The organism is Haliscomenobacter sp. (assembly GCF_033763495.1).
Taxonomy (GTDB): domain Bacteria; phylum Bacteroidota; class Bacteroidia; order Chitinophagales; family Saprospiraceae; genus Haliscomenobacter.
In genome coordinates this window covers 1-26,483 of the sequence record NZ_JANRKL010000214.1, presented here as the reverse complement: position 1 = coordinate 26,483, position 26,483 = coordinate 1, and the positions used below count along the sequence as shown (strand labels likewise).

Annotated in this window: 24 protein-coding genes; 18 read left to right on the top strand and 6 right to left on the bottom strand. The window is 46.5% G+C overall.

The window, feature by feature from the left end; translation table 11 throughout:
* Positions 1-107: 107 nt before the first annotated feature.
* From SFV55_RS25330 to SFV55_RS25315, 4 genes are all read left to right on the top strand, one after another.
* Entirely contained in the window at positions 108-2,594 is a 2,487-nt protein-coding gene (locus tag SFV55_RS25330) for a gliding motility-associated C-terminal domain-containing protein (protein WP_320032372.1), read from the top strand.
* A gap of 115 nt (positions 2,595-2,709) precedes the next feature.
* Complete coding sequence (locus SFV55_RS25325) at positions 2,710-3,882, top strand: hypothetical protein (RefSeq protein ID WP_320032371.1); 1,173 nt, start codon at positions 2,710-2,712, stop codon at positions 3,880-3,882.
* 116 nt (positions 3,883-3,998) lie between these two features.
* A complete protein-coding gene (locus SFV55_RS25320; protein WP_320032370.1) occupies positions 3,999-4,598 on the top strand; it encodes a DUF1080 domain-containing protein in 600 nt (199 codons plus the stop codon).
* Positions 4,599-4,603: 5 nt separating this feature from the next.
* Positions 4,604-5,239, top strand: a complete 636-nt coding sequence (locus SFV55_RS25315) for a DNA-3-methyladenine glycosylase (RefSeq protein ID WP_320032369.1) — start codon at positions 4,604-4,606, stop codon at positions 5,237-5,239.
* A gap of 70 nt (positions 5,240-5,309) precedes the next feature.
* On the opposite strand, the gene SFV55_RS25310 is transcribed toward SFV55_RS25315, so the two are convergent.
* Positions 5,310-6,017: a hypothetical protein gene (locus SFV55_RS25310; protein ID WP_320032368.1), complete on the bottom strand. Its 708-nt coding sequence runs from the start codon at positions 6,015-6,017 to the stop codon at positions 5,310-5,312.
* A gap of 239 nt (positions 6,018-6,256) precedes the next feature.
* Between SFV55_RS25310 and SFV55_RS25305 the strand changes: the two genes are divergently transcribed.
* Complete coding sequence (locus SFV55_RS25305; protein WP_320032367.1) at positions 6,257-7,195, top strand: hypothetical protein; 939 nt, start codon at positions 6,257-6,259, stop codon at positions 7,193-7,195.
* Positions 7,196-7,668: 473 nt separating this feature from the next.
* On the opposite strand, the gene SFV55_RS25300 is transcribed toward SFV55_RS25305, so the two are convergent.
* On the bottom strand, positions 7,669-8,283 hold the full coding sequence (locus SFV55_RS25300) for a superoxide dismutase (protein WP_320032366.1): 615 nt from the start codon (positions 8,281-8,283) through the stop codon (positions 7,669-7,671).
* Between the two features lie 137 nt (positions 8,284-8,420).
* Positions 8,421-9,110 (bottom strand): outer membrane lipoprotein carrier protein LolA, encoded by a 690-nt coding sequence (locus tag SFV55_RS25295; RefSeq protein WP_320032365.1) that lies wholly within the window; start codon positions 9,108-9,110, stop codon positions 8,421-8,423.
* Between the two features lie 370 nt (positions 9,111-9,480).
* Between SFV55_RS25295 and SFV55_RS25290 the strand changes: the two genes are divergently transcribed.
* The 7 genes from SFV55_RS25290 to SFV55_RS25260 all read left to right on the top strand — a co-directional run bounded on the left by SFV55_RS25290 (position 9,481) and on the right by SFV55_RS25260 (position 16,518).
* The gene (locus SFV55_RS25290) at positions 9,481-10,140 is read left to right on the top strand and encodes a hypothetical protein (protein WP_320032364.1); all 660 of its coding nucleotides are present in this window, start codon (positions 9,481-9,483) and stop codon (positions 10,138-10,140) included.
* Positions 10,141-10,221: 81 nt separating this feature from the next.
* Positions 10,222-10,899, top strand: coding sequence for a hypothetical protein (locus SFV55_RS25285; protein ID WP_320032363.1), 678 nt, complete (start codon positions 10,222-10,224; stop codon positions 10,897-10,899).
* 108 nt (positions 10,900-11,007) lie between these two features.
* Positions 11,008-12,042, top strand: a complete 1,035-nt coding sequence (locus tag SFV55_RS25280; RefSeq protein ID WP_320032362.1) for a glycosyltransferase family 9 protein — start codon at positions 11,008-11,010, stop codon at positions 12,040-12,042.
* Positions 12,043-12,167: 125 nt separating this feature from the next.
* Complete coding sequence (locus tag SFV55_RS25275; RefSeq protein ID WP_320032361.1) at positions 12,168-13,259, top strand: PorP/SprF family type IX secretion system membrane protein; 1,092 nt, start codon at positions 12,168-12,170, stop codon at positions 13,257-13,259.
* Positions 13,260-13,292: 33 nt separating this feature from the next.
* Positions 13,293-15,833: a DUF1573 domain-containing protein gene (locus SFV55_RS25270; RefSeq protein ID WP_320032360.1), complete on the top strand. Its 2,541-nt coding sequence runs from the start codon at positions 13,293-13,295 to the stop codon at positions 15,831-15,833.
* A gap of 71 nt (positions 15,834-15,904) precedes the next feature.
* Entirely contained in the window at positions 15,905-16,156 is a 252-nt protein-coding gene (locus SFV55_RS25265; protein ID WP_320032359.1) for a hypothetical protein, read from the top strand.
* Between the two features lie 29 nt (positions 16,157-16,185).
* Positions 16,186-16,518: a type II toxin-antitoxin system VapC family toxin gene (locus SFV55_RS25260; RefSeq protein ID WP_320032358.1), complete on the top strand. Its 333-nt coding sequence runs from the start codon at positions 16,186-16,188 to the stop codon at positions 16,516-16,518.
* Between the two features lie 14 nt (positions 16,519-16,532).
* Here the strand turns inward: SFV55_RS25260 and SFV55_RS25255 are convergent, their stop codons facing one another.
* A complete protein-coding gene (locus SFV55_RS25255) occupies positions 16,533-17,873 on the bottom strand; it encodes a TAXI family TRAP transporter solute-binding subunit (protein ID WP_320032357.1) in 1,341 nt (446 codons plus the stop codon).
* Positions 17,874-17,962: 89 nt separating this feature from the next.
* Entirely contained in the window at positions 17,963-18,640 is a 678-nt protein-coding gene (locus tag SFV55_RS25250) for a M15 family metallopeptidase (protein ID WP_320032356.1), read from the bottom strand.
* Positions 18,641-18,712: 72 nt separating this feature from the next.
* Between SFV55_RS25250 and SFV55_RS25245 the strand changes: the two genes are divergently transcribed.
* Positions 18,713-20,581: a PQQ-binding-like beta-propeller repeat protein gene (locus tag SFV55_RS25245; RefSeq protein WP_320032355.1), complete on the top strand. Its 1,869-nt coding sequence runs from the start codon at positions 18,713-18,715 to the stop codon at positions 20,579-20,581.
* 69 nt (positions 20,582-20,650) lie between these two features.
* On the opposite strand, the gene SFV55_RS25240 is transcribed toward SFV55_RS25245, so the two are convergent.
* Positions 20,651-21,694: an NADP(H)-dependent aldo-keto reductase gene (locus tag SFV55_RS25240; protein WP_320032354.1), complete on the bottom strand. Its 1,044-nt coding sequence runs from the start codon at positions 21,692-21,694 to the stop codon at positions 20,651-20,653.
* A gap of 148 nt (positions 21,695-21,842) precedes the next feature.
* On the opposite strand from SFV55_RS25240, the gene SFV55_RS25235 reads away from it, so the two are divergent.
* The 5 genes from SFV55_RS25235 to SFV55_RS25215 all read left to right on the top strand — a co-directional run bounded on the left by SFV55_RS25235 (position 21,843) and on the right by SFV55_RS25215 (position 26,370).
* Positions 21,843-22,607: a hypothetical protein gene (locus tag SFV55_RS25235; protein WP_320032353.1), complete on the top strand. Its 765-nt coding sequence runs from the start codon at positions 21,843-21,845 to the stop codon at positions 22,605-22,607.
* Positions 22,608-22,732: 125 nt separating this feature from the next.
* On the top strand, positions 22,733-23,752 hold the full coding sequence (locus tag SFV55_RS25230) for a hypothetical protein (RefSeq protein WP_320032352.1): 1,020 nt from the start codon (positions 22,733-22,735) through the stop codon (positions 23,750-23,752).
* A 100-nt stretch (positions 23,753-23,852) separates the two neighbouring features.
* A complete protein-coding gene (locus tag SFV55_RS25225) occupies positions 23,853-24,401 on the top strand; it encodes an NUDIX hydrolase (protein WP_320032351.1) in 549 nt (182 codons plus the stop codon).
* A gap of 50 nt (positions 24,402-24,451) precedes the next feature.
* On the top strand, positions 24,452-25,000 hold the full coding sequence (locus tag SFV55_RS25220; protein ID WP_320032350.1) for a sigma-70 family RNA polymerase sigma factor: 549 nt from the start codon (positions 24,452-24,454) through the stop codon (positions 24,998-25,000).
* Positions 24,997-26,370: a hypothetical protein gene (locus tag SFV55_RS25215; RefSeq protein WP_320032349.1), complete on the top strand. Its 1,374-nt coding sequence runs from the start codon at positions 24,997-24,999 to the stop codon at positions 26,368-26,370. The genes SFV55_RS25220 and SFV55_RS25215 overlap by 4 nt, the downstream gene beginning before the upstream one ends.
* The last annotated feature ends 113 nt before the right edge of the window (positions 26,371-26,483 follow it).

The window sequence follows — 26,483 nt, the reverse complement described above, 5'->3', positions numbered from 1 at the left end:
GCTTTGTGTTCTTTGTGCCTCTCTTTGTGTTCTTTGTGCTATAAAATGTCGCTTTGGTAAAGTTTAGCTTTGAGATTTTGGTCGATCCTTGAAATCCTCAAGGAAGTATGGGAAAATTATACATTTTGGCACTGCTGGTACTGGCAACATTCCTCAACAACAGTGCGGGCTACGCTCAAGGAGCGGCTGATTCTACAACCTTTATCCTGACTTCCCGCAAAGTCTGTGTGGGAGATACGATTGACATACCCGTTCGCGCCGTTCATTTCCGAAGGGTGGCGGGTTTTCAATTTGCGATCAGTTGGGCACGAGGGCAGTTTCGGTTTCTAAGCGTCACCAATAGTATATTTCCCGGAAGTGAATTCGATTTTGAAGCTCCGCCATCCGGTACTCGGGTGAATTTCGCCTGGTTTAAAGCGGATGGCACTTCTTCTACCTTATCAGATTCAACCAGAATTTTTATACTTCGTGTGGTCGCCCTACAGCCGGGTAACCCCGCCACTTTGGGTTTTGTGACCAACCCTCGAGACCAAACTGCGCCCGTAGTAGCACAATACAACCAGCTTGGTAATAACATCAGAGAATTTCCCCCGGCCCTGATTGGCAATACCATTCAGATCATTGCCATCCCCAGCGTTCAGGCTACACCCGATACCATTACCTGTAGAGATCCCTTTGTATTTTTGGCTGCACAATCGTCCGACTCCTCGGCTACTTTTGCCTGGACAGGCCCCAATGGTTATACTTCAACCCTGGCCAGAGATACTGCTTTTATACCCGGGCGTTACCAGGTGGTTGCCACCACTGATTCTCTGTGTGCTTCCGTTCCCCTGGATATTGTGATCGGTTTTGACCAAACCCAACCTGTAGCTCCTACGCTACAAGGAGATAGTCTCAATTGTTTGCGTCGACAAGTGCAACTGCAATTTTCTCCGGTCAACAACACCTTGGAATATTATTGGATTACTCCCCAGAACGATACATTGCCTCACCCTTTGGCTCCCACCAATGTTGGGGGATCCTACCGCTTGCTGGTGGTACAACCCAGCAATGGCTGCCAAAACACCGCCGACCTTACCGTCGGGGTCGACACATTAGCCCCCAGTATTCGATTAAGCGGACAAGGGCAATTGGATTGCCGCTCCCAGTCGGTACTCTTGAATGCGAGCAGCATGAGTAAAAACCTGAGTTATACCTGGCGCAATGGCAGCGGTGGAACTGTAAGCCAGGATTCATTCCTGCGCATCAATGCAGCGGGCTCTTACCAACTCATTGTACGCAATACCCGCAATGCCTGTCAGTCCAGCAAAGATACCAGCATCACTGCCGATACCCTGCGGCCTTCGGCAACACTGGATGCTACGGGCAAAATTACCTGTATCAACCGCAGCACTCCCTTACGGGCTACAATCAACTCTAGTCGGGTGGAAACCTTCTGGATTTCACCTTCTTTATTGGATACCATTTCGCGCAGCGCCAGTACGACGGTATTCAGCGGGGGGCGATACACTTTTTTGGTGCTGGATACGGTCAACGGATGTAGCCTCCGATTGACGACTACCGTAGAATCAGATACCATTCGGCCTTTCAGCTTGATTCAGGTGCAAACGCCCTTTTCATGTGCCAATCCAATAGCGACCCTAGCTGTAGATGTGTTGCCGAATGTGAATTATGTCTGGTCTGGACCAGGAATAAGCGCCACCAATACAGCTGCGTTAGTACAAGCCAATAGTCCCGGGCCGTACAGTGTGGTACTTAGCAACGCCAATAATGGTTGCACCTTTAGTGATTCATTTCAGTTGGGAGGCAACACCGACGGCCCTAAATTTGATCGCATCAATTTGAAACAACCACCTTGTGCGACCGATGGCCGGGGGAGCATTGGCATCGAATTGGTGAGTGGGGGAGTAGCACCCTATACTTTTTCCCTACAGGATAACACCTTTGCCAGCCAACGCAATTTCAATAACCTTACGCCCGGCACTTACCGTATCAGGGTGCAGGATGCTGCAGGCTGTGAAGGGGACACAAGTTTGACCATTTTGGCTTCTATCCCCATCGAGGTGAGCATCACTGCGCCTACGAATGAGGTCGCTCCAGGCGATTCCCTGCATTTGACTGCGGTGTTAGGGGACTCTACTGGTTTGGCATCGCTTCAATGGGTGGGTACGGATCTTGCTCCTTGTAATGGCTGCAACAGTATCTTGGTAAACCCTACGCGCAGTACGGTTTATCAGGTTCAGGTGCTTAGCACCAACGGTTGTCGCTCACAGGCCGTATTTAATGTTTTTGTGGTCAAAAAAGATCAGGTTTATGCTCCAACCGCTTTTTCACCCAACGGTGATAGCAAAAATGACCGCTTTTATTTATTGGGTAAAAAGAACCTGAAAATTATCCAGTTCCGCATTTTTGACCGCTGGGGTAATCTGGTGTATGAAACCAGCAATGGTACGCTCAACGATGAAGCAATTGGTTGGGATGGCACCTATGGTGGCAAATTGGTGCCTCCAGGGTCGTATGTGTGGATTGCTGAACTGGAAACTGCGGATCAGGTTTTTCAATCTTACAAAGGGGAGGCAATTCTTCTTAAATAAGTCATTCAGAAAATGGGCGCTGTCCATTCTTAAGAAATGCCGCACTTTCAGGGCTTGGCAATAAATTGACCAACAGGATATGAACTTTTTCCCAAAAACTGGCATTTGCTAGTGTATGACTAAAAAGAAACAGAATAAAACGGTACAACTGCTTATTGGTGCCGCGGTAGGCGCTGCGGTGGGTTTCTTTCTCACCTATGGAATTATCATATGGACGCCGGACTTTATCTTCCAGAATTTAAAGGGCAGCGGGGGCATTTGGTGGGAAAACCCGCTAAAACTCATCCTGGCCTTTTTAGCCATTTGGGCGGCCTTGGCTGCGCATGAGCTAGGTCACCTCTTGACAGGCTTGTATCAGGGATTTACTTTCCACTTGTACGTAGCTGGTTTTTTGGGTGTTCGCCGTAATTCATTGGATGACAAGATTGAATGGTATTTGAATCGCGATGCCAATCTTTTTGGTGGAGTAGCCGCTACTTTACCCACTCAAAAATCACCGGATTTGGCCAAAAAATTGGCGGCGGTAGTAGCTGCTGGCCCGCTCACAAGTATCGGAGGTGCACTATTCGTAGGCGTACCTGCATTCTGGGCGACCATGAATTTGAGTGTGACTGGGTCTAATGCTGCCTTAAGGGTCCTGCTCGTTTTTTCGCTCATCTTCGCTCTCACCTCATTATTTCTGTTTCTGGCCACCACCATTCCTGGCCGGACCGGGGCTTTTTTCACTGATCGGGCGCGCTTCTTTCGTTTGATTGGTGGGGGTAAAACTGCCGCTATTGAACAGGCGGTATTGGAGGTATTGGCGCACAGTCATTCCAATCAACCCTATGCCACTGTCGATCCCACCCAAATTGAATTGATCCAATCGGATGATTCGGATTTGATGAAAGCTTTTGCGCATTCATTGAACTATTATTACCACTTGGATCGAGGCGAAAAAGATCTGGCATTATCAGCAGCTAAAGAAATGGAACCTCTGCTGGAGGAACAACCTTTGACCTTTCGAGTGGAGCTGCAAAAAGACCTGGTATTTGCCTATGCCTTTTTGGCAAATGACCCGGTTCAGGCGCGGAGCATTTGGGAAAAAATGGGGAAATTGGGGCAGACTGGGAAAGATGCCCATACGCACCTGGCGAAAGCAGCTTTGTTTTCTTCCGAAGGGAATCTGGATGAGGCTAAAGCTGCGATTGAGGCGGGGTTGGCGGCATTGCCGGGGAATTTGGTCAAGTATAGTGATCGGTTTTATCGGGGGTGGTTTGAGGAATTGGAGGAAAGGTGCTTAAGTTAACTTAAAGCAGAATCGAAAGGGCAAATCTAAAATTGCTTTTTCCCCCATTCCCGCTTATATTCACCCGTGAATAGGCTTGCCCTATCCAATTCATTACCTCACAACCTCTTTTATTCATGAAATTTACTTACCTACTCGTTTGCATCGCTTGCTTGCCACTATTGGCTACCGCACAAAAAAAAGTATCCCTTTTCAACGGCAAAGACCTCAGCGGCTGGAACATCCACGGCACTGAAAAATGGTACGTTGAAAAAGGTGAACTGATCTGCGAAAGTGGCCCCGATAAAGCCTATGGCTACCTGTCCACAGCGGGCAAGTATAAAAACTTCGTACTCACCTTGCAATTCAAACAAGAAGCCAATGGCAACAGCGGGGTCTTTTTCCGCTCCAGCATCGAAGGCGTGAAGATTAGCGGTTGGCAGGTCGAAGTGGCACCACTGAATAGCCACAGCGGCGGCGTGTATGAATCTTATGGCCGCGGCTGGCTTATCCAACCTACTGCCGAAGCCGAAAAAGCCCTCAAAACTGGCGAATGGAACCAGATGAAAATCCAGGTCATCGGTGATGAGGTTACCACCTGGCTGAATGGCCAGCAGATGATCTACCTCAAAGATGAAAAAATTGGCAAGGGTGAAGGCTTCATCGCCCTGCAAATCCACGATGGTGGCGGGATTAAGGTGCGTTGGAAAAAATTCCGGTTAACTCAATTGCCTTAATTGCAGTGCAAACTTATTCGCCAGGAGTAAGATTACCTGAATCCTTTTACCTGCGGGAGGACGTTGTGCAAATCAGTAAAGACCTCCTGGGGAAACATCTTGTGACTTGCTTCGATGGGCAACTCACCGTAGGCCGCATTGTAGAAACCGAAGCTTATCGGGACTCCGATGATAAAGCCTGTCACGCTTACGGCCAACGCTTGACACCGCGTACTCAAATCATGTTTGAACCCGGCGGACACGCTTACGTCTATTTGTGCTATGGCATTCATCACTTGTTCAATGTAGTGACCGCACCAGCAGGCATGGCTCATGCTGTTCTGGTGCGGGCCATTGAGCCCATTTACGGCATTGAAATCATGCTGGAGCGCCGCAAAATGAGTCAAGTCAAAACCACCTTGGGCGCAGGTCCGGGCAGTTCCAGTCAGGCACTAGGTTTGCGTACCCACCATACTGGCCTCGCTTTTACGGATGAGTCTTCTCCAGTCTGGATCGAAGAACCCCTGGGATCCTCCAGCTTTCAAATCAAAACAGGTACCCGGGTCGGCATTGCTTTCGCTGAAGAATGCGCTTTTTGGCCCTGGCGTTTTAGCATTGCTGAGAATCCGTGGGTAAGTAAGGCAAAAGGGATTGACGAATGATTCGAATGACGAATAATGGCCAGCGCATAGCGAAAATTCGTCAATCGTCATTCGAATCATTCGTCATTTTTTACTGTTTTTCCCAAATCTCATGCACCGGATTCCCCGTCGAACTTTTACCCGTATGCGTCCACTTGTTGCCCTCCACCAAGGCGTCAAAACCTAGGGACGCACCTACCCGTGAGCTATCGCGAGAGAAGAACTCGATGTTTTCGGTGTATTTGCCATCTTTCAGCGTATAGGTACCTCCGCCAGTGCCGGAGAAGTCGCCCGTTTGGGTATTGATGGCGGCCCATTGGAAGCGGGTTTTGCTGAAAATTTTGATGGTTTTGCGTGCTGCGAGGGGCATAGCGTTCAATTGACCGTTGTTCATACGGCCAGTGATGCGCCAGAGGCCAGCGAGGGCAGCGGGGCCATCTTCGGGGATGGCTTTCCAGCTTTGTTCGGTTTTTGAGGTAGGATCTTTGAGCGTCAGCTCCTTTTTCAATTTGGCCAGAAACACCTTGTCTTTACCTACCGAAGCCTTGTCGTAGGTCGAAAATTCCAGGTGGATTTTGAGGCTGTCTTTGACCCAGGTGTAAGTGCCGCCCCAACTTCCCTTGAATTTTTTGTTGGGCACCGAAAAATCGGTGCAAGCCAGATATGTGGGGGTACAAATTACTACCCCTTGCCCGGTATCCCAGGCACCTTCCAGGCTTTGATTACTCATGGAATTGGGGTTAAACCAGGAAAATGCCCCCAGACTGAGGAGGATGCAGAGAGAAAACATCAATTTCATTGGAGTATATTTTGGGTGAAACCATTTGGCTATGGTAGTGGGCAAAAATAAGTGTTCATTTTTCCTGAGCCAAAGAATTAGATAAGAAACTTAAAATGAACCGTTTACTTATCTAATCCTTTGGCAAAATGAACACTTATTTTTTGTTGCCCTGGCCAATTCGTAGTGTAAAATAGCAGTTCAGCTCCATATTTTTAAGCAAAACCTGAATTCCGCTGTTTCTATACAAAATAACCATTATGAAAGGGATGAAATGGATGTTAGTGCTTATGGCCTTGTTTTTTACCTGTATGCCCCAATTGGGGCGGCAGGACTTGTCAGCCAAAGCCAGTACGGTCAAAAAAGAAGGAAAAATTGGTTTGGGGCCTTACTGGTTCGAGGGTAAGGCTGAAATCAACCATTACACCTTATCCCAAAACCGTTACCGCGATCTGCATCCGGGAGAGGCTGTTCTGGTCTTTGTGACCGAGCCCTTTTTGACCGATAAACAAGTCAAAAATGACCAAGGGCAAAAAAAGAACTCCACCACGGTACTGAAACTCAACAACATTCAACGGTTTACTACGGGGATTTACGACTATTCGGTGATGACTTCAGTGTTCACTCCTGAGGAATTGAAACGTTTCCCTCATTCACTCAAAGTGAGCAGCAGCAGCCAGGATTGGTGTGGGCAAACCTTCATGCAAATCAATCAAGAGAAAGAAAACTATAAGGTAGAATTGCGCTCTTACTTTGAAAATGAAGGGGATCAAAACCTGAGTTTACCGCAAGCCTTGCTGGAAGACGAAGTATGGACCCGCCTGCGGATGGGGCCGGATGCCTTGCCCCTGGGCACGGTGCAGGTTTATCCAAGTGCCATGTACATCCGCTTGATGCACAAGCCTTTTAAAGCATATACCGTCGAAGCAAAGCTGGAAAAATATGCAGGCAATGAATTTAAGGGAAACAATTTAAAAGTTTACCAACTCAATTACCCGGAACTGGAACGCAAATTGGAAATCGTTTTTCAGGATAAAGAACCCTACCTGATTGAAGGCTGGACAGACAGCCATCCGGCTTTGTTGGACAAACAAATGCGCCAAACCATCGCCAAAAGAACCCATACCTTGATGGAGGCCTATTGGCAAAAAAACAACCTGAAAGATCTCCCTCTGCGTAAGGATTTGGGAATTGATTGATGCAAAAAATTAAGGTACAAATAGAAAGACCGCGCTCTTCACCAGAGAACGCGGCCTTTTGTATCTTTAAATGGTGTGTTTTAGGTTCTTTCCACTAATTTCGAACCAAAAATAAGCACTAAAATCAGGCAAAAAGCTGCGATGATCATGGGAAACGGTTTTGGGTAAAAAATGAACGGTTTAAGCTGGAAAATACAATGTAGGGAAACGTCAGTGCTCGCGGTAATTAAGTCAAAATGCAACGTTGCAAGTGTAAGTACACCTGAATGGACACGCTGTTGATATGAGCGTATAAGGGAAGAAACGAGACGAAAAAAAAAATTAGTATATGAGGGAGGGAAAAAAGTTGGAGGAGGCTGAAGAAAGTTGAGGAGTTGAGACGTCTAGGCTACTGCGAGAGACTTAGACAAAGTCCTTGTCAATGACGCACGCGGTAGTCTCAACTTCTAAACTCCTCAACCTCTAAATTTTTTTTATTTGGCAGCGAGGTAGCGACGATTCACTTCCTCCCAATTGATCACGTTAAAGAAAGACTCGATGTAATCAGGACGACGGTTCTGATAGTTCAGATAGTAGGCATGTTCCCAAACATCGAGGCCGAGGATGGGGGTACCTTGTTTCTCAGCTACGTCCATCAGCGGGTTGTCCTGATTAGGGCTAGAGCTGACAAACAATTTACCATCAGCACCCACACTCAACCAGGCCCAGCCAGAGCCGAAACGGGTAGCGCCAGCGGCAGAGAAGTCTTTTTTGAAATTGTCAAAGCCACCCAAATCCGCAGTAATGGCCGCATGAATTTCGGTGCCTTCTGCTGGAGTAGGGCTGCCATTAGGAGACATAATGGTCCAAAACAGATTGTGGTTGAAATATCCGCCTCCATTGTTGCGTACAGCAGGAGAAAACTGGGAGATATTGGCCAGAATGGACTCAATCGATTTGCCTTCGTGTTCAGTACCTGCCAGTGCAGCATTCAGGTTATTGGTATAGGCAGCGTGGTGCTTACCGTGGTGGATTTCCATGGTGCGTGCATCAATATTGGGTTCGAGTGCGTCAAACGCATAAGGCAACGCTGGAAGTTCAAAAGCCATGTTTGCTTGATTTTTTGATGGGTTAAAAATTGCGTCCGAAAGGTACTTTAAAAACGCTTTAACAGGTAAAGAGTTTTTAAGGAATGCACCAGACTTTACGTTTTTTTAAACACTGGACAAAATTGATTCACATCTTTCTAGTTCCGGAGATCCTCGATGTGGTATCCCGGGTAGTTGGCTTTGTTGAACCCAAAATTGCTATCTACCAAAGGTTTGTTGGGGATGACATTGTTCATCACCAAGGTATAGCGCGAGCCATCCTTGCCAAAAGCCTTCAATTCGATGAACTCCTGAGTCTTTTTATCCAGGCTCAGGCGAAGTTTGGAGTATTCGGAATATTTGTCGGTGGGTTTGAATTCAATTTCCTGGATCACCCGTTTGCCTTGGGCATATTCGTTGGTAATGGAATAGAGGAAATCTTTACGCAGGTAAATGCGAAACAAGGCCTGTGGAGACAAGATACTCTCATCGTCATTGGGATCAGGCATGTTGTTGATTTGCACCTCTTTGTTTTTGGGCAAGATGATCCAAACCGCTTTACCGTCTGAAATGACCGTTTGTTGGTTGAAACTCACCCGGTACTTGCTTCCTTTTTGCAGCAATTTTCCTTTTTGAATTTCTTTAGGTTGTTCGGGCATTTCCAGAATGAGTGAAAAATCAGCTTCAAGGGTTTTGTAGCCCTCGTATTTGGCCCGCATTTTATCCAGTACCACTTTGGTTGCTGGGTCCGAAGTTTCTTTAGGAGGAGTGACCGCTTTGGTTTTGGTTTGGGCACTCAACAGACTTACATTTATGGCCAAAAGGCTCAACAAGATTATTTTTTTCATTTTTTGATTGATTACATGCTCTTGTGGATGTTAATAACGCCATTTAGACGCGCAAAATTGACAATTGCAACGATTTTGTCCAGTTAAAGTTTTGATAAAGTGAGTACAAATCCTAGGATACAGGCTTATTTCAATAAAGAATCTTCTATTCGAACTACAGTCGTCTTTTTTCCTGTTTTTAGTTTTTGCATTTTATAACAGTCGGGTTTTTTAGGTGGCCAGGGGCATGCTCCTGGCTTTTTTTTGCCTGCAAATGCGTGAAAACATGCTTGTTGTAGCAATTTTTGAGCCATTCAGCACAAACTTTACATTCAATTAACATAGCTTTCGAAAATTTGACTTACCTTCGTTTTGGATTTAAACTTACTCCATGAGTAGCCTCCATGTACAACAGTCCAATTTGCTAAAAAATCAGATTCAGGAAGCCTTGAAAAAGCGACTGGCTGAGCGGGATTTTTTCTTTATGCCCCAGCTCAACCAATTCCGACGGGTTACACCCACGGGCTTTCAATGCGTTGTATTGAATTGGATTCCAGGAGATAATGTTCAAATATTGGAAGTTTATCTGGGCGTTCGGCACGATGCTGTGGAGGATTTGGCTCAGCCATTTACCCAAGGTTTGCCCGAGTTGCAGTCCAATAATTTTACGCTGTTTACACCACTAGGCAAACTGTTTGAACAACCATTCGAGCGGTTTTCCATTTGCTGTGAAGAAGATATTCTGCCAGCAGTAAATGCCATTCAAAAAGGGATTTTATCAAGAGGGATCAGTTTCCTGGAGCGTTATACCCGCCTCGAAAACGTCGACAACCTTTATAATACCGATCCGGAAACACCCACTCTTTACCTACACAATCACTTACACCGCTGCATGCGCGCCATTGCCATTGCCCGCCTGAGCCTGCGTCCTGACTTTGAAAGATTAGCAAATGCTTATTGCCAACAGCTTAAGAAATCAGGGGTAACTGATCTGGTACTCGATCGTTACGATCGACTTTGGCGTTTTTTACGCACCTATTCCATGAATTGAGGCACCACGCATCAATTCATTTTAAATCTTTTCTGCTTCTTTTTCAAAATTTTTCCAAATTTGTGGGTTCAATTTTTTCCCATGCAACTGAAAAAAATTCAAGAAGCACTAGATCAATTCAAAACCCACCTGGCCTCGGATGCCAAAGAGGAACATCTCTACATATACGAGTCGCAAAAAATCTTTCAAGAAAACTGGAATCTGGAGTCTAGCGATCTGGCGTCGATGTACAACCGCAGCCTCAACAATACCCAAACCCGGCGATTGTGGAACCGCGAGCACTACGAACCCAAACGGATGATGCTGGAATTCTGGCGCATGCAGCCCGACTTTGTCAAACAGATGTTTCTGGATCTTTTTGATGAAAATAAAAAAGTTGACGGCAGGGTAGGGCGCTTTGTTTTTTATTGTGATGAATTGTTGACCGAATTTTTGGAAAAACACCCACGTAGCCGGGAAAGCAAACATTTTCATCAGGATGGCTATCAAATCGTGTCTCTCTACCTGGCTTTTCGCTATCCTAATCAATACAGCCTGTACCATTTTGACCGCTTCAAACGCTTACTCATTGCTTTGGGAACCCCGGATATTCCTGCAACGCACGATTTTGATCGATTTTGCAAAGTGGTGAAAACACTGTGGGGCTTTATGCAAAAAGATGAAGAATTGATGGCCGCTCATCGGGAACGACTCGAAGAAGGCAAACACTTCCAGGGTGAAAGTTTATTGCCAGTTTACGAATTGATACAGATCATTTAATCTTTATTTACTGTTTAATTTTCAGCAGTTCAGTAGTTTCGCCTCAATCTATTCCACTGCATCAATTTGTAGGATCAGTTTGATTGATCACCCATAAAACTGTAAACTGTGCCTGTAAAAATTTTGATCATCCGTTTTTCATCGATTGGGGATATCGTGCTGACAACACCTGTGGTGCGTTGCCTGAAACAACAATTGCAGGCAGAGGTACATTTTTTGACCAAAAAACCATTCAGAAACATCCTGGACGCCAATCCATATGTCGACAAGGTTTATGCCATTAAGTCGAAAATCAGCGAAATCGGAGAGGACCTAAAAAGTGAACAATACGATTGGGTGATTGACTTGCACCACAACCTGCGCAGTTTTCAGGCCAAGCTCTTGCTACGAACCGCCAACCGCTCTTTTGACAAAATCAACTTTCAAAAATGGTTGATGGTGCGTTTTAAATGGGATGTATTGCCCCGCACCCACATTGTAAACCGCTACCTGGATACCGTCAAAAAATTAGGTGTTCAGTACGATGGCCAAGGCCTGGATTATTTCATCCCAGAAGCACAGGAAGTGCAATTGCGCAATTTAGCTGCCGAGCAAAACCTTTCGCCTGAGCTACGCAATGATTTGCTGCATGGCCATTACATCGCCCTGGTCATTGGTGCGGCACACGCCACCAAACGTTTGCCAGTCAAAAAGCTAATTGAAATTTGTCAGGGTATTCAGCAGCCAGTCCTCTTGTTGGGAGGGCCAGACGACCGCCCGGCGGCTGAACAAATTATCCAGGCAAGCGGGCCTCATGTAGTCAATACTTGCGGGAAGTATAGTTTGCACCAATCGGCATCGCTGGTTCGTCAGGCCCAACAAGTCATCACTCATGATACTGGACTAATGCACATTGCTGCGGCTTTGCGCAAGCCGATAATTTCAGTGTGGGGCAATACCATTCCAGAGTTTGGAATGACTCCCTTCTATCCAGATGGAATGGAGAAAAATACCACCATAGAGGCAAAACAACTGAGCTGCCGTCCTTGCTCCAAAATTGGTTTTGATGCTTGTCCTAAGGGGCATTTTAAATGTATGGAACAAATTGACCTTGAAAAAATTTTTCTAGCAATCGAGCCCAACACTCCCGCCGAGATTAGCTGATGGGTGACAATAAATAAAAAAAAACGCTAAAAGGGCTTTGCACAATCCATAATTCCAATGAATCTGCGTTAATTTGTTTGTGCGGTCAACAGATAACCGCTAACTTACCGTTTAAAAACCAGCGTATGAGAATTTTCTACCGGCTGAGCTGCTTTTTTTTGCTTTGCACTACGGTCCATCTGGGAGCCCAAGACATTCACTTTTCCCAGTACAACATGTCGCCCCTAACTTTAAACCCTGCCCAGGCCGGAGCTTTTTTTGGCACTGCCAGGATCGGTGGTATTTACCGGGATCAGTGGTTGTTCCTTCCTAAAGATTTTTCAACCCGTTCCTTTTTTATAGATGCGCCAGTAGTCAAAGGTTTTCGCAAAAAGCGCAATGACTGGGTCGGTGCAGGCTTTTCATTTTATGGTGATCGGGCGGGTACTTCCCGTTTGGGTTCCTCCATGCAAGGTGCGATCAACGCATCCTACCATTTTGCATTGAGCAAAAAAGGAAACCAACACCTTACCCTGGGCTTTTCAACTGGAAGCACTAAATACTCGGTTCAGGCGGATAGTCTGCTTTTTGAAGAAGATATCCTTGGGCCAAGTGGTGGTGGTACCGGACAATTGAGTTCCGATCGCCAACGCTTCGGACAAGGTTCACCAGACCCTGATAACCCCTATTATGAGTCACAAGCATCGCGCTCTTTCTCTATTGGTTTGATGTTCAAAACAACCAATAAAGAAGGTGATTTGTTGGAACTTGGAGTTTCGGCAGCCCACATCAATGGCCCTGAATACGGCTTTAGTTTAGGCAATCGGGATACTACCTCAACAGGTAAGCGCGCCAACAAAGTAAAGAAACCAAGCCGCACAATTTTTCATGGCTTATACACCAAAAACCTGACCGATAAAATCAGCATTTCGCCTTCACTGCTGTTTCAAGCGGTAGCCAATTCTACCGAGATTGTACCAGAAGTAATGGCAGGTTACAAGTGGAATCCAGACATTCGTTTCAATGCTGGTTTGGGTTACCGCGTGGGAGATGCAGCCATTTTGCTGTTGGGGGTTGACCACAAGGACTTACGCATTGGTGCTTCCTGGGACATGCGTTTGGGCGAGTTGTCCAGTGACCGGGGCATCAAAGGTGGTTTTGAACTGGCGGCCAACTACATCATCAAGTTGTACAAAAAGCCCGATGTGCCACCTTCAATTTTGTGCCCAAGACTTTAGACTCTAATTGTACGCCAAATATCCTTAGTTGATATGAAAAGTTATTTTTCAATTTTGTTGTTGCTTCTTTTTGCTGGGCTTAGTTTGCAGGCTCAGCCCTTGCGCAAGTCTTCCCGGGAAGCAAACCTGGAAGCTGCGGAGGCCGCTATGACGGACAAGAATTACTATCAGGCAGTCACCCTGCTGGAGAAGGCCTACGAGGAAGTAGAGGACGAATCCTTGTTGCCACAATTGGCGGATATGAACTACCAACTGCGGGATTATACCAAAGCAGCTCGTTATTACCGGGCTTTGTTGCGCAAGGACAAACAAAACAACTTTGTGGAGTTGCGTTACAAATTTGGTCGTTCGCTTAAAATGAATGGGGATTGTGAAGAGGCCTTGGAGGAGTTCCAGAAATTCATTGGCGCTACCAAAGACGAAAAACTCAAGGAACTGGCCCAATATGAAGTCACCGGCTGTGAAATGGCCATGTCCAAAACCAAAGCCAAGGTGACGCCCAAGGCTTTGGACAAAAACGTGAGCAATGCCTTTTCGGAATATTCTCCTTCCTTGTACCGGGATGGTAGCTTGTACTACGTCAGCTTTGAGACGGATGAAGTGGTGATCGCCTCTGATTCTGCAGAAGAAAAAGGAGCTAAAATTTACAAAACAACCAGAACGGATAAAGGCTGGGGCAAACCAGAAGTGCTGGATCAAAAAATCAACCGCGAAGGCTACCAAACCTCTTTTGTATCCTTCTCTCCTGATGGTAGCCGCATGTACTTCACCCGTGCGTTAATGCAAGGCAACGAAGTTTCTGAAAGTAAAATATTCTACAGCCAGGGTGGTGGCGATTCCTGGGGAGCTGCTCAGGAATGTACTGGAATCAATGGTGAATATTTGTCCCTTCACCCGGTTGTTGGCGAGTTGTTTGGCAAAGAAGTCATCTTTTTTACCTCCAACATGGATGGTGGACAAGGTGGTTTGGACCTCTATTATGCCACCTACAAAGGAGAAGGTGTATACGGCGATCCAATCAATTTGGGCCCCAAAATCAATACTCCTGGCGATGAAATTACACCATTTTACTTTGATGGAACCTTGTATTTCAGCTCCAATGGTCATCCTGGCTATGGTGGACAGGATATTTTCTTCACTGTATGGAATGGCCAGGTGTGGAGCGAGCCCCGCAACCTGGGCAATGGTTACAACTCTTCCACCGATGATCAATACTTCTCATTGGATCGGGAAGGGTACAAAGGTTTTTTTACATCCAATCGCCCCGGCACCAACCGCTCGGTACGCGCCAAAACCTGCTGTGACGATATTTACGAATTTGAAGTACCACGCATCAAGGCAGATTTGGTGGTCGGGGTGTTCGACATTGCCAAAAAGCCACTCAAAGGAGGGACTACCAAGCTCGGAATAGTTGCAACCACCGAAATTACTCCGGTAGATCAAAAATTGAACACAGAAGGCAACCGCTTTGATTTCCCTTTGACTTTGGACAAGGCCTACAAGATTAAAGTGACTGTGCCAGGGTATTTCCCGGATAGTGCGCAGGTTTCCACGATTGGTTTGAAGGAAAGTAAGGTTCTGGAAAAAAGATTCTTCCTGAAAGCCCGGCCCGAAACCAAGGTAAAAGAAGAACCGGAGTACGATACTGTAACCACCGAGCAACCCATCCTTTTGGACAACATCGTGTATGGCTACGACGACGATAAAATCACACCCGAGTCCGAACCCGACCTCAATCTGGTTTTGGAACTGATGAAAAAATACCCCGATATGGTCATCGAGTTGAGCTCGCACACGGATTACCGTGGCCGGGATACCTACAACCAGGATCTGTCTCAACGCCGGGCCGAGTCCGCACGTAAGTGGTTGTTGGCAAAAGGAATCTCCTCTACCCGGATACAGGCCAAAGGTTACGGCGAATCACAACCCAAACCTGTGAATGAAAAAATGGCGTCAGAGTACCTGTTCATGACCGTGAAAGATACCCTGACTCAAGCCTTTATTGATAACCTGGAAACCAAGGAACAACAAGAAGCCGCCCACCAGTTGAACCGCCGCACCGAGTTCAAAATCATCAAAGGCCCAACCAAAATTGTGATCAAAAAAGCGGAATTGCGCAAAAAGCCAACCACAACCAAACCTGCGCCCAACCGCAATAAAATGATTGACACCGTTCCTGCTCCAACTCCAGTAAAGGATACGATTCACCGCTTTTCTACGCTGTACTATGCGAAAGAGCTCAAGGGAGTGCCCATCATGCAGTTCAAAATCCGCGAGGTGGATTTTGGGAAAGTAAAAAAGGGCGAGAAGCGGGAATTTACCTTTGAATTCACCAACAAAGGGGATGCTGAACTGAAGATCGCCATCATCACCGCTTGTGATTGCACCACCACCGATTATTCCACTGATGCAGTGAAACCTGGTGAATCTGGCAAAATCAAAGTGACTTTCGACAGCACCGATAAAACGGAAAGTGAAACGATCGATGTGGACATCATCCTGGAGAATACCATGCCGGGGAAGGATAGCCCGATCATTGAGCGATTGCAGTATAAGTTTGAGTTGGTAAAGTAGTTTGAAACTTACAGTAGTGATTTTTTGTTAAATCACTACTGTAAGTTTTACAATCATTTTAATTGTTTCTTATGCAAAAACTCATCCTAAACATAGAAGAAAGTCGATACTTGCTAATTCTTCAATTTTTAAAAACTTTGGATTATGTAAAAATTGAAGAGGAAGTTCCTTCTCCTAACTTAGTGCGAGAGGAGAAACCAGCTGGCTCTAATAGTCAACTTTTCTTATTGCAAGAAACGCTCAAAAAACAGACTTCTCCTCTTTTTCAAGATATTATTGATCCGGTAGAATGGCAAAATCAACAACGGAATGAGTGGTCGTAGACTCTTATTTGACTCCAATATCATTATTTATGTTGCAAAAAAAACAGTTAGACCCTGGAGGCTTTATTCAGCCCGAGGATCAACTTTTTATTTCTGATATTTCATTTATGGAGACGCTCGGTTATCCTTTTTCTGATGAAAATGAAAAGCGAGAGACTGAAGCCCTGCTAGGTATTTTGTTCCGGTTCTCCATAGAAGAATCTATTGTACAAAAAGTAGTTGAAATCAAGCAACAGCGCAGAATTAAGTTACCAGATGCGATTATCGCGGCAACAGCAATCGTTCACAACTGTGCCATTGTAACCAGAAATGTAAGCGACTTTCAAAACCTTGCAGGTGTTGTCGTTATTAACCCAATGTAATTTTTAGTCGAGGCTTAACTCCGCTTTAGTGCCCGGCTCCGCTCCTTCAAGGCCTGATAGCCCATTTCCCAGGTGAATGAAAACAAATGGAAGCCTTCCAGGTTTAAAACATCGTTGTCCAAGTCTTCCATGACGCGATTGAGCACATTGAGCATCGCTTCCCGTTTCAAATCCAGCCCCGCAAGGTCTTTGGTTTCCTGCAAATCATTCACAATCGCCATTACCTCTTTTGCATATTGATCTGCGGTATTTTTCTGCTTTTCGATTCGATTGGTGTACCAACCCAAAGCACCAGAAATAAGTGGCAAGAGGATCGAAATCAAAATGCCAAATAATTCGATGTTTTCCGTAAAAAAATTGGGTTTTTCCCGATCGTAAAAAGCCTGTGCTCCAGGATGCAGGGGGATAAAAGTACCCTGTCGACCATCGGGTTGGGTAATGGACCCACTCAGGTGTTGGTACTCATGGCCAAGTGCTTTGATCAAGTCATTGCGGCGTTCAAACAACACTTGAGTGACCAAGCGAACCGCCTCTTTGTCGATTTTATCGCGGGCTACCAATAGCCTGGGTACGGCAATCGTTTGGGTAGCTTCGCCAGGAATATAAGGACTCCCTCCATAAGCGCCGCGTGGAATAACTCCTGCCGCCAAGGAGGGCCGATCAATCCGAAAAGCATCGATGTCTTCAATGGGAACCAGTTTGGCTTTACCTGTCCTCAATAAACCCTGGACAAAATGGTTGCCCAATGCCCGTACAGAAAAAGTGGCATCCAAAGAATCATCCAACATTCGTTGACTAATTTCATTGCCAGGCAAATGGTAGGCCTGGATGTCTTTTTCTTCAATCCCATAATAGTGCGCCAAGGCCCAAAATGAACTGTATTGCCCGCTCCCTTTTTCAGGCAAGGCCACTTTTTTCCCTTTAAGATCACGCATGTGCTGAATACCAGAGTTGCTGCGTACTACCAATTGGAACAAATCTGCGTACAAAATGGCAACGATACCGCCATTATCGGGGAAATGTTCTACATCGGCCTGGAGTAAGGCAAAATCGGCACTTCCACGGGTGATGGAATCCGAGTTGGCTTCCGATCCTGGAGTCTCGATGATCTCCAGGTTTTTGATTTTGTAGGCGTAGTGTTTGTTGACTACCTTTTTTATAGCTTCCGCAAAATGATATCCTTCCCCATTTTGTCGGCCTGCACAAATGTTGAGGTTGACCTGACGGTAAAGTTTGAAATAAAAAGAAAGCGCAAACCAGGCCAGCAAAACCAACATGGAGACACTAGCCAAAATAAGGAGCCGTTTTAGGAGTTGAGGCTGCATGGTTGAGGGTTTGCCCACGAATAAATTCATGGATTAAGATTGGTCATTCCCCGCCCACGAATAAATTCGTGGGTTAAGATTGGCATTCCCTGCCCACGAATAAATTCGTGGGTTGGGGGTTATTTGCTGAGTTCTTCAAAAGGAATATCCGTAATGTCAAATCGTTCGAAACCAATAAAATCGTAATGCCACCACTCGTATTTGTAAATGGCAAAACCATGTTTGGTCATTACTTCGCGCAATATTGCCCGGTTTTTGCGTTCTTCCTCCGTACCCCCTTGATAATCGTGAAATGCCCGTTCGGTGGTTTCATCATAGCCGGAGGGCATGGGGAGTTCTTTTCCTGTTTTGAGATTGATCAGGGTTAAATCCAGGGCACAACCCCGATTGTGTCTGGAACCACGCCAGGGCGCAGCCACAAAGGTGGTGTCCCGAATAGCGGCGTAGAACAGGCAAGTAACGGCATAAGGACGGTATCCGTCAAAAACCTTGATCCCCAAGCCCTGGGTATTGAGCTCGGCCTGAATTTTTTGCAAGGCCTCAACTACTGGCTTCCGCGCAAAAGCCCGGGCCTGCTTGTACACTCGCTGGTGCACCAGGTTGTCTTTGGTGGCGTATTTGATGTCAAGTTTGACAGAGGGGATTACTTTGATGATTTCGACCAGTTCATTATCGGCGTTTTCTACTACTTTTTGGCGATAACCATCCAGTGTATTGACTACTTTTAACCCACAAGACTGCCCCTGAAGCCCGACAAAACTTGCCCATACTACAATCAACGGTAATAGCTTTTGCATAATGGCGGTGTTTGAATAAACAAAGCGTCAAATAAGCTTTTTGTAAAAATACTTGGATAAAAACAACATTCCATGAAACGAGTATTAAAATTCAGTGCAATTTTTGCCGTTTTTTTGCCCCTTTGCCTGGGGGCTCAGCCCTTCAAATTTGCTCACATCAGCGATACCCATATCGGCAGTGGTGCAAGTGCAGCCGAAGATCTGGAGCGTACAGTCCGCGACATCAATGCCCAGGCTGATATTGCGTTTGTTATCCATTCGGGTGATGTCACCGAATTTGGGTCAGATGCTGAGTTGAAACAGGCCAAAAACATCCTGAGTCAACTCAACAAACCCTTGTACATCGTACCCGGGAACCATGATACCAAGTGGTCGGAAAGTGGTTGCAACAGTTTTCGAGCCATTTTTGGTGCCGATCGTTTTGTTTTTGACCATGCCGGATTCCGCTTCATTGGATGCAGCAGTGGACCCAATATGCGGATGGCTCCAGGTTTGGTGCCCCGAGAAGACCTGGTTTGGCTGGATTCCATCCTTAATGCTACCCCAGCGACTCAGCCCACCGTGTTTGTCAATCATTATCCCTTGGATTCAGGTTTGGCAAATTGGTATCAAGTGCTGGAAAAATTGAAAAAATGCAACACCCAGGTTGCCCTTTGTGGGCATGGGCACCGCAACAAATTCCTGGACGCAGCCGGTATTCCCAATGTGATGGGGCGCTCCAATTTGCGCGCCAAGGATCCAGTGGGTGGGTACAATCTGGTCAATATTCAGTTTGATACCCTGTATTATGCCGAACGCCGCCCTCTGCGTGCTCAGGCCTCTGAAGGCATTCAGATAGTAGAAGCCGACGGAGAAACCTTGCCCGTGTGGCACAAAGTTTTCCTTTACAAACACCGCTACGAAAATACCGACCAGCCTCAACCCGATTTTTCCATCAATGAAAAATACCCTCAGGTCAAAACTGTTTGGAAGTTTCAGGACAAAAGCGATGTGGGCGCAGGGATTGTAGCCAATACCGAACTCGCCATTTACCCCAATAGTGCTGGGCAAATTGTGGCACTAGATGTAAAAACGGGAAAAAAACTGTGGCACTACACTACCCGTGGAAAAATATTCTCTACGCCTGCCTTGGCTACTGATCGGGTGGTAGTGGCTTCTACAGATAGCTCCGTTTATTGCTTGAATCTTAAAACGGGTAAGTTGCTTTGGAAAACCAAAACCGGGAAATCAATCGTCGCCTCCCCTTTAATTGATGGTGAACTGGTGTATTTGGGAAGCTCCGAAGGCAAGTTTCGGGCGCTGAACCTGAAGGACGGGAGTACCCGCTGGACTTTTAATGGGGTGGTTGATTTTGTGGAAAGCACCCCCTGCGTAGATGCAGAACGGGTATACTTCGGTGATTGGGGCACCTTCTTCTATGCTTTGGATAAAAAAACGGGCAAATTCCTCTGGCGTTGGAGCAATGGGCAAAGTTCTCGCTTGTACTCACCTGCCGCTTGTACGCCGGTGGTGGCAGATGGTAAAGTGTTCATCGCTGCACCGGATCGATATTTTACGGCCCTCGATGCAGTTACTGGCAAGGAAGTATGGCGGAGCAATTACGCCAAAGGCCGCGAATCGATCGGCATCTCTAGCGACCGCCTGGAACTATACAGCAAAACCATGCAGGACTCGCTGGTGGTTTTTGACCTAAAAGGAGAAAAAGCCTGGAGCCTCAACCTGAAATTTGGTTACGAAATCGGCCCTTCACCTACGGTGGAAAACGAGGGCAAAATTTACATCGCCAGCGATAAGGGCGTAGTTTATGTAGTGGACCGGGAAAAACGACAACTGATTTGGGCGCACAAATTGTCCAATGCCCTGGTCAATAACGTTGTCCCTTTGGGCAGTGGTGAGATTCTGACCACCACTATGGATGGTTGGGTTGCGCGACTCAAGTGAGCATTTCGGATGGGGATTTGGGATTTCGGAGAGGCAGCGCACACAGCCGAAATCCCAAATCCGAAATCATCAAGGTGCTGGATCCGGTATCGCCGCATGCACCGCATCAATCTCCCTCAACACTTCCTCCGACAAATTCACCTCAATACTATCGATATTCTCTTTCAACTGCTCCATCGTCGTTGCCCCAATGATATTGCTAGTCAAAAAAGGGCGACTGTTTACAAAACTCAAGGCCAGATGCGTCGGATTGAGCCCATACTTCTCAGCAATTTGCAAGTACTTTTCCACTGCCTCCAAACACTGTGGGCTATTGTAACGGGTATATTGCTTGAAGAGATTGATCCGGGCTTTGCTTAAATCCTCGCCCGGCCGATTGAACTTACCCGACAAACGCCCAAATCCTAGCGGCGAATAAGCCAATAAGCCCACCTTTTCCCGAATCGCCATTTCGGCCAAGCCCACTTCAAACAGGCGGTTTAGCAAATTGTAGGGGTTTTGAATACTCACCACCCGTGTCAGATTATGTCGTTCTGATTCCTGCAAAAAGCGCATCAGGCCCCAGGGTACTTCGTTGGAGAGGCCAACGTGGCGAATTTTTCCGGCTTTGACCAGTTCATCCAGCGCATGTAAAACTTCTTTGAAATTGTCGACCCAGGGATCGTTGGGGTCGTAGGCAAAACCCCGTTTGCCAAACATGTTCATTTTGCGCTCCGGCCAATGCAGTTGGTACAAGTCGATGTAATCCGTTTGCAGGCGCTGCAAACTGCCCTCCAAGGCTGCATTGATTTGTTCTTTTGAAAAATCAAATGGGCCACGGTCCAACTGATACAGGCCGAATGGGCCAGTTACTTTTGAGGCAAGGATGATTTTATCCCGATTGCCCGTTTTTTTGAACCAAGTACCAATGATGCGTTCGGTACTGCCTTGGGTTTCCTTGCGGGAAGGAACGGAATACATTTCAGCAGTGTCAAAAAAATTGATCCCCTGTTCCAACGCGTAATCCATTTGTGCGTGGCCTTCGGCTTCGGTGTTTTGTTCTCCAAAGGTCATGGTGCCCAGGCAGATGGTACTTACCTGGAGTTCGGTTTTTCCCAGTTGTCGATATTGCATAAGTAATTGTTGAGGATGGTTTGGTAGCAAATTTAGGCTTGAAAAGCCAATTCAAATGCGACAACAAGAAAAAAGGATTAACTTAGAACATATTTTTTCGTAGAGACACCTGTATAAAGTCTGAATCAATTGACCAACACTAAAACCTATGTCCAACCAATTGAGCTGTATCGCCTGCGGGCAACTCATTCTTGCCGAGGATGTCAATTTGCAAAACATGGTGGCCAAATGCCGCAATTGCAATGCTGTTTTTTCTTTCGCGCCAGCGAATGCAGATGCCTCCAATTTGAGCATATTAGAAACAGTGCATGAATTGATGAGGGAAGCCAATCGACAACAAAGCAGCACTTTTGCAAGACCCAACGATGGCCGGAGAATAGAAATGCCTAAGGGGGTAATTACCGAACGTGATTTTGGTGAGTTGCGTTTCATTATTCCTTGGCGGAATACGCGGCGCTGGGGCTTTTTTTTATTGTTTACCATTGTGTGGAATGCCATCCTCACTCCATTTATTGTAATGGGTGTTGCTACCGGTGAATGGCGCATTTTGTTGTTTGCTAGCCTACACATTTTGGTAGGTGTATCTTTTTTGATGTACACCCTGGGCTTGATGCTCAATAAAACCAGTATTGTTGTTACCAGTCAGGGAGTCGACATCAAAAATGGACCCATTCCCATCCCTTTTAACCCCAACCGCTTCATGGCTGTGCGGGATATTGAGCAGTTGTTTGTAGAAGAGTACGTTCCCAGTAAAACCAATGGTCGGCCCGATTATACTTACGCAGTCACCGCCCTGACCACCAGTGCCGAACGCCAACGTTTGGTTGGTGGCTTTTCACAGCCGGGGCATGCGTTGTATTTGGAGCAGGAGATAGAGACTTTTTTGAACATAAAGGATAAACCCGTTTTTTGAGCGCATTGCTTTCGGTCGATCACTACCCTGTAATTGTCGATGCAATTTTTGGAATACCCTTGTTTTTCCACTATATTTAGCCTGTCTTTCCCAAAAAATTAACCAACTCAAAAATCCAAATTGCTATGGGATTTTTTAATGAAATCAAAAAAGTGTTGTTTGGCGCTCAATCTTTAGGCAAATCAGCAGCCAATAAAGCTGTGGAAACCGCTAAAGAAGCTGGACAAGAAATAAAAGAGCGTTCGGGAGAATTTGTCCATAAAGCAGAAGATTTCTTCAATGATGCGCTGGATAAAGTAGAAGATCTTGGTGCCAAAGTGATTGACAAAGCTCAGGATGTGATGGGAACCAAAAAAGAGCCGGAAACACCTCCGGTTGCTTCCACACCTCCACCAACAACTCCGCCGGTAGAAAACATCAACGACCTTTTTGAAGAAACCCAAAAACAAACGACGACACCACCACCGCCAGTGACCAACCCAATTGTGGAGGATCGGCCACTCAACTTCGATACCCTGGACAGCGCAGATCCTGCAACGCCCCGGGAAAAAACTACCGCTGAAAAAATAGGTGCCAAAGTATTGGATACTACCATGGAAGCAGGCAAAAAAGTAGAAGAAGTAGCCGCCAAGGCGGGTGAAAAACTACTGGACGTAGGTAGTTCTGTTTTTGAAACCATGAAAGAAGTAGCCGGAACAGTAGGGGAGAAGGTGATGGAAAAAGGCGGCGAAGTGTGGGAAAAGGTGAAAGAAATGCAAGGCGAGGTCATCACCAGAACCGATGAACTCTACGAAAAAGCCAAAAAAGAAGCCTCCTCGGAAAAACACCAAAACAGCATGGACGACCTCATCCAAAAAGCCAAAGAAATGGGCGACAAAATTGAGGAAAAAGCCAAGGACAAAGACCGCACTTTTATGGACGTAATGGACGACGCCAAAAAGAATGACCTTGGCAAACACGATGACTTCTTTGAAAAAGCCAAACGTTGGGCCGATGGTGATAGTGGAGCGTTTTCTACTGAACCAAGGCTCAGCAAAGACCCAGACTTCCAATCAACCAAAGGGAATAAAACCCACGGATTCGAAGATGGGGACAATGATGGCAATGATCTGATCGATGATGCCATTATTGATGACGCAAAATGATTCGTTGGGGCACCCTATGCGGGTGCCCATATTTGCGTCCCTTGTGTGCCGATTCGCCTTATCAAGGGCGCCCGCACGGGGCGCCCCTACAACCATACCCATGCCTTCCAACCCAAACTCCTGGAAAATCCAACATTCCGAACCTGGCCCTGATCTCAAACTCTTTCAGGCCCGCTTCGACCATCTGACCAACCCTCGCAATGGCATTACAGAACGGATGATTATCCTTAACTCGCCTGATGCTGCTAATGTGGTTGCGATTACACCCAATCAAGAATTGATTTTGGCTCGCCAATTCCGGGTGGGCATCCGTCTTGAAACACTGGAACTGCCCGGTGGGATTGTCGACCCCGGGGAAGAGCACCATTTTTCGGCTCAGCGTGAATTGCGCGAAGAGACGGGTTATGCCAGTGAAAATTGGACCTTTTTGGGTAGCATCCCTTCCAATCCCGTCTTCATAGATTCTTACATCTACCACTGGTTGGCCACCGATTGCGAACCCAATCATGTCATCGACTTGGATACGGGCGAAGATGTCGACGTTGAACTCATGCCGCTTGAGGAAGCCTTTCAACGTTGGAAAGCAGGCTTTTTTCAACATCCTCATACCGTAAACGGACTATTGTTGTATTTTCGTGACAGGCTTTAGGCAGCGAATCAGTACGCTGTCGGCTCTATTCAATCAGACCTGTTAAACTTGTGACTGAAAAAGAAATCATCGAAGGTTGTTTGCGGCAAAAACGAGAATGCCAACAGGAACTTTTTAAGCGTTACGCTGGAAAGATGTTGTCGGTATGTATGCGTTATGCCCGCCATCAGATGGAAGCGGAAGATGTTTTACAAGACGCTTTCATCAAAATCTTCGATCATTTGCATCAATTTCAGAACAAAGGTTCCTTTGAGGGCTGGATTCGCCGCGTGGTGGTGAATACGGCACTAAAAACCTTTGACCGCAAAAGTTTTACACATGAGCAATACGGCCTGGAAATAAGGGAGGATTTTTCCGCTGCTGAACCCAGTGTTTTTTCCCAGCTCAGTGAAGCAGAACTCTTGGGGCTGATTGCCCGCCTACCCGAGGGCTACCGCATCGTGTTCAACCTGTACGCCATTGAAGGCTACAGTCACGCCGAAATAGCGGATACCCTGGGGGTTCAAGAGAGTACTTCCCGGTCACAATTGGTGAAAGCCCGCAAGATGCTGCAGGCAATGGTCATGGAATTAGAGCATGTACAAAAAGTTACGGTATGAGTGAGCACAATCCACTGGATGATCTTTTTCGGGACAAGTTGTACCACCACAGCATGGAAACGCCCATGCACTTGTGGGCCGCACTGGACGCCCGAAAAACAGCTCAAGCGAAAGAATCCCGCCGGCGTTTATTGGTCTGGTACTTGACTGCAGCTGTGCTGCTGCTCAGTTTGACCGGGGCCATTTGGATGTGGGCCGAGCACATGGACAATCAGCCAGAACAGTCCAAACCGCTGAAGCAGAACAATTCGAATAAGCCGATTGCAGCCATAAATCCTGCAATGGAAGCTCCTGATGCACAGGGCCAACATCCTGCTGGTTCCGAGGAACAGCGGATGGAAGAAAAACTGTTGGAACAAAGTTTTGGCAATTATAAAACGGCCGTATTGATGCCCAATCTGGATAGCCGGGCTGCTGCACAACTCAATAAGGACTCCAAAGGCAATGGGCATACCCCCCCAGTTGCGGTTATTTTGAACCAGGATTTGAAAAACCCGGTTCCGAGAGAAAATCCTTCTATTATTTCGGCTTCGCAAAATTTGAATACAGCTAATGCTGCTCAAATTCCTGGGGAGATTGAGGCAAAAAACACAACTTCATTCGCAACTGAAGAAACAGAAAAAGTAGAAAACTTCAAGCTCCTGGATTCACGCAACACCAATGTGGCCTACCAGCCTGAACTTGGCCTGGATGGTTCTAAACCATTGTACCTGCCCAGAACTCGTGGCTGGCGCGTATACGGCGAGTTAATGGCAGGAATGGATTTGCCTGCCAGAACTCTGGAGGCGCGAGAACCAGAATTTGAATTGTACCGTCAGGCTCGGGAGCAAAGTGAAGCAGTGCAAAATGGGTATCGAGCCGCACTGCGTTTTTCGATGGTTTCCACCGATGGCATTGCAGTGCGCAGTGGTTTGAGCTACAGCAACCACCGGGAAACATTTACTTACCAGCAGCAAGCACAACAGAATAGTTTTCAAACCATTGATATTCCAGTTGTGGTAGGTTACGAGCGCAACAATGTGGGCAAGTTTACCCTTTCTGCCAATGCTGGAGTGTATTTGAATATGGCCTTCAATCAAAAGGGCAACTTTTTGTCGCCTGATCTGAATAGAGTGCTGGATTTTTCAAGTAAAACGCCCGATGCTTATCCGGCTTTTCGCAATAGTTTGGGCGTAGCCTTATATGGCAGTATCGCTGCGAGTTATCCCATCACACCACGTTTGCGGCTGGTGCTGGAGCCTTATGTATTGCACCATTCCGGTTCGTTTACGGCCAATGATTACGCCATCGATCAACGCTACCAAAACTGGGGTATCCAGGTAGGTTTGCGCAAAAAGATCAACAAGTACATTTTTTTTGCTAAACCTTAAGAAAGATTGGATCGGCAGGCAGCATATTTGGAGTATGCCGGGTCTTATTGTTGAAATGACCAGAAACCCACGATTCTTCGTGGTCTCATGAATCTGCTCATGGGTTTGTATTG

What these genes read in the sequence shown, in the direction of transcription:
- SFV55_RS25305 (WP_320032367.1), top strand. Translation starts at nt 6,257, where the DNA reads ATGAAAGGGATGAAATGGATGTTAGTGCTTATGGCCTTGTTTTTTACC.
- SFV55_RS25250 (WP_320032356.1), bottom strand. Translation starts at nt 18,640, where the DNA reads ATGCAAAAGCTATTACCGTTGATTGTAGTATGGGCAAGTTTTGTCGGG.
- SFV55_RS25260 (WP_320032358.1), top strand. Translation starts at nt 16,186, where the DNA reads ATGTTGCAAAAAAAACAGTTAGACCCTGGAGGCTTTATTCAGCCCGAG.
- SFV55_RS25295 (WP_320032365.1), bottom strand. Translation starts at nt 9,110, where the DNA reads ATGAAAAAAATAATCTTGTTGAGCCTTTTGGCCATAAATGTAAGTCTG.
- SFV55_RS25230 (WP_320032352.1), top strand. Translation starts at nt 22,733, where the DNA reads ATGGGATTTTTTAATGAAATCAAAAAAGTGTTGTTTGGCGCTCAATCT.
- SFV55_RS25225 (WP_320032351.1), top strand. Translation starts at nt 23,853, where the DNA reads ATGCCTTCCAACCCAAACTCCTGGAAAATCCAACATTCCGAACCTGGC.
- SFV55_RS25310 (WP_320032368.1), bottom strand. Translation starts at nt 6,017, where the DNA reads ATGAAATTGATGTTTTCTCTCTGCATCCTCCTCAGTCTGGGGGCATTT.
- SFV55_RS25215 (WP_320032349.1), top strand. Translation starts at nt 24,997, where the DNA reads ATGAGTGAGCACAATCCACTGGATGATCTTTTTCGGGACAAGTTGTAC.
- SFV55_RS25300 (WP_320032366.1), bottom strand. Translation starts at nt 8,283, where the DNA reads ATGGCTTTTGAACTTCCAGCGTTGCCTTATGCGTTTGACGCACTCGAA.
- SFV55_RS25275 (WP_320032361.1), top strand. Translation starts at nt 12,168, where the DNA reads ATGAGAATTTTCTACCGGCTGAGCTGCTTTTTTTTGCTTTGCACTACG.
- SFV55_RS25330 (WP_320032372.1), top strand. Translation starts at nt 108, where the DNA reads ATGGGAAAATTATACATTTTGGCACTGCTGGTACTGGCAACATTCCTC.
- SFV55_RS25285 (WP_320032363.1), top strand. Translation starts at nt 10,222, where the DNA reads ATGCAACTGAAAAAAATTCAAGAAGCACTAGATCAATTCAAAACCCAC.
- SFV55_RS25235 (WP_320032353.1), top strand. Translation starts at nt 21,843, where the DNA reads ATGTCCAACCAATTGAGCTGTATCGCCTGCGGGCAACTCATTCTTGCC.
- SFV55_RS25325 (WP_320032371.1), top strand. Translation starts at nt 2,710, where the DNA reads ATGACTAAAAAGAAACAGAATAAAACGGTACAACTGCTTATTGGTGCC.
- SFV55_RS25265 (WP_320032359.1), top strand. Translation starts at nt 15,905, where the DNA reads ATGCAAAAACTCATCCTAAACATAGAAGAAAGTCGATACTTGCTAATT.
- SFV55_RS25255 (WP_320032357.1), bottom strand. Translation starts at nt 17,873, where the DNA reads ATGAATTTATTCGTGGGCAAACCCTCAACCATGCAGCCTCAACTCCTA.
- SFV55_RS25270 (WP_320032360.1), top strand. Translation starts at nt 13,293, where the DNA reads ATGAAAAGTTATTTTTCAATTTTGTTGTTGCTTCTTTTTGCTGGGCTT.
- SFV55_RS25245 (WP_320032355.1), top strand. Translation starts at nt 18,713, where the DNA reads ATGAAACGAGTATTAAAATTCAGTGCAATTTTTGCCGTTTTTTTGCCC.
- SFV55_RS25240 (WP_320032354.1), bottom strand. Translation starts at nt 21,694, where the DNA reads ATGCAATATCGACAACTGGGAAAAACCGAACTCCAGGTAAGTACCATC.
- SFV55_RS25290 (WP_320032364.1), top strand. Translation starts at nt 9,481, where the DNA reads ATGAGTAGCCTCCATGTACAACAGTCCAATTTGCTAAAAAATCAGATT.
- SFV55_RS25320 (WP_320032370.1), top strand. Translation starts at nt 3,999, where the DNA reads ATGAAATTTACTTACCTACTCGTTTGCATCGCTTGCTTGCCACTATTG.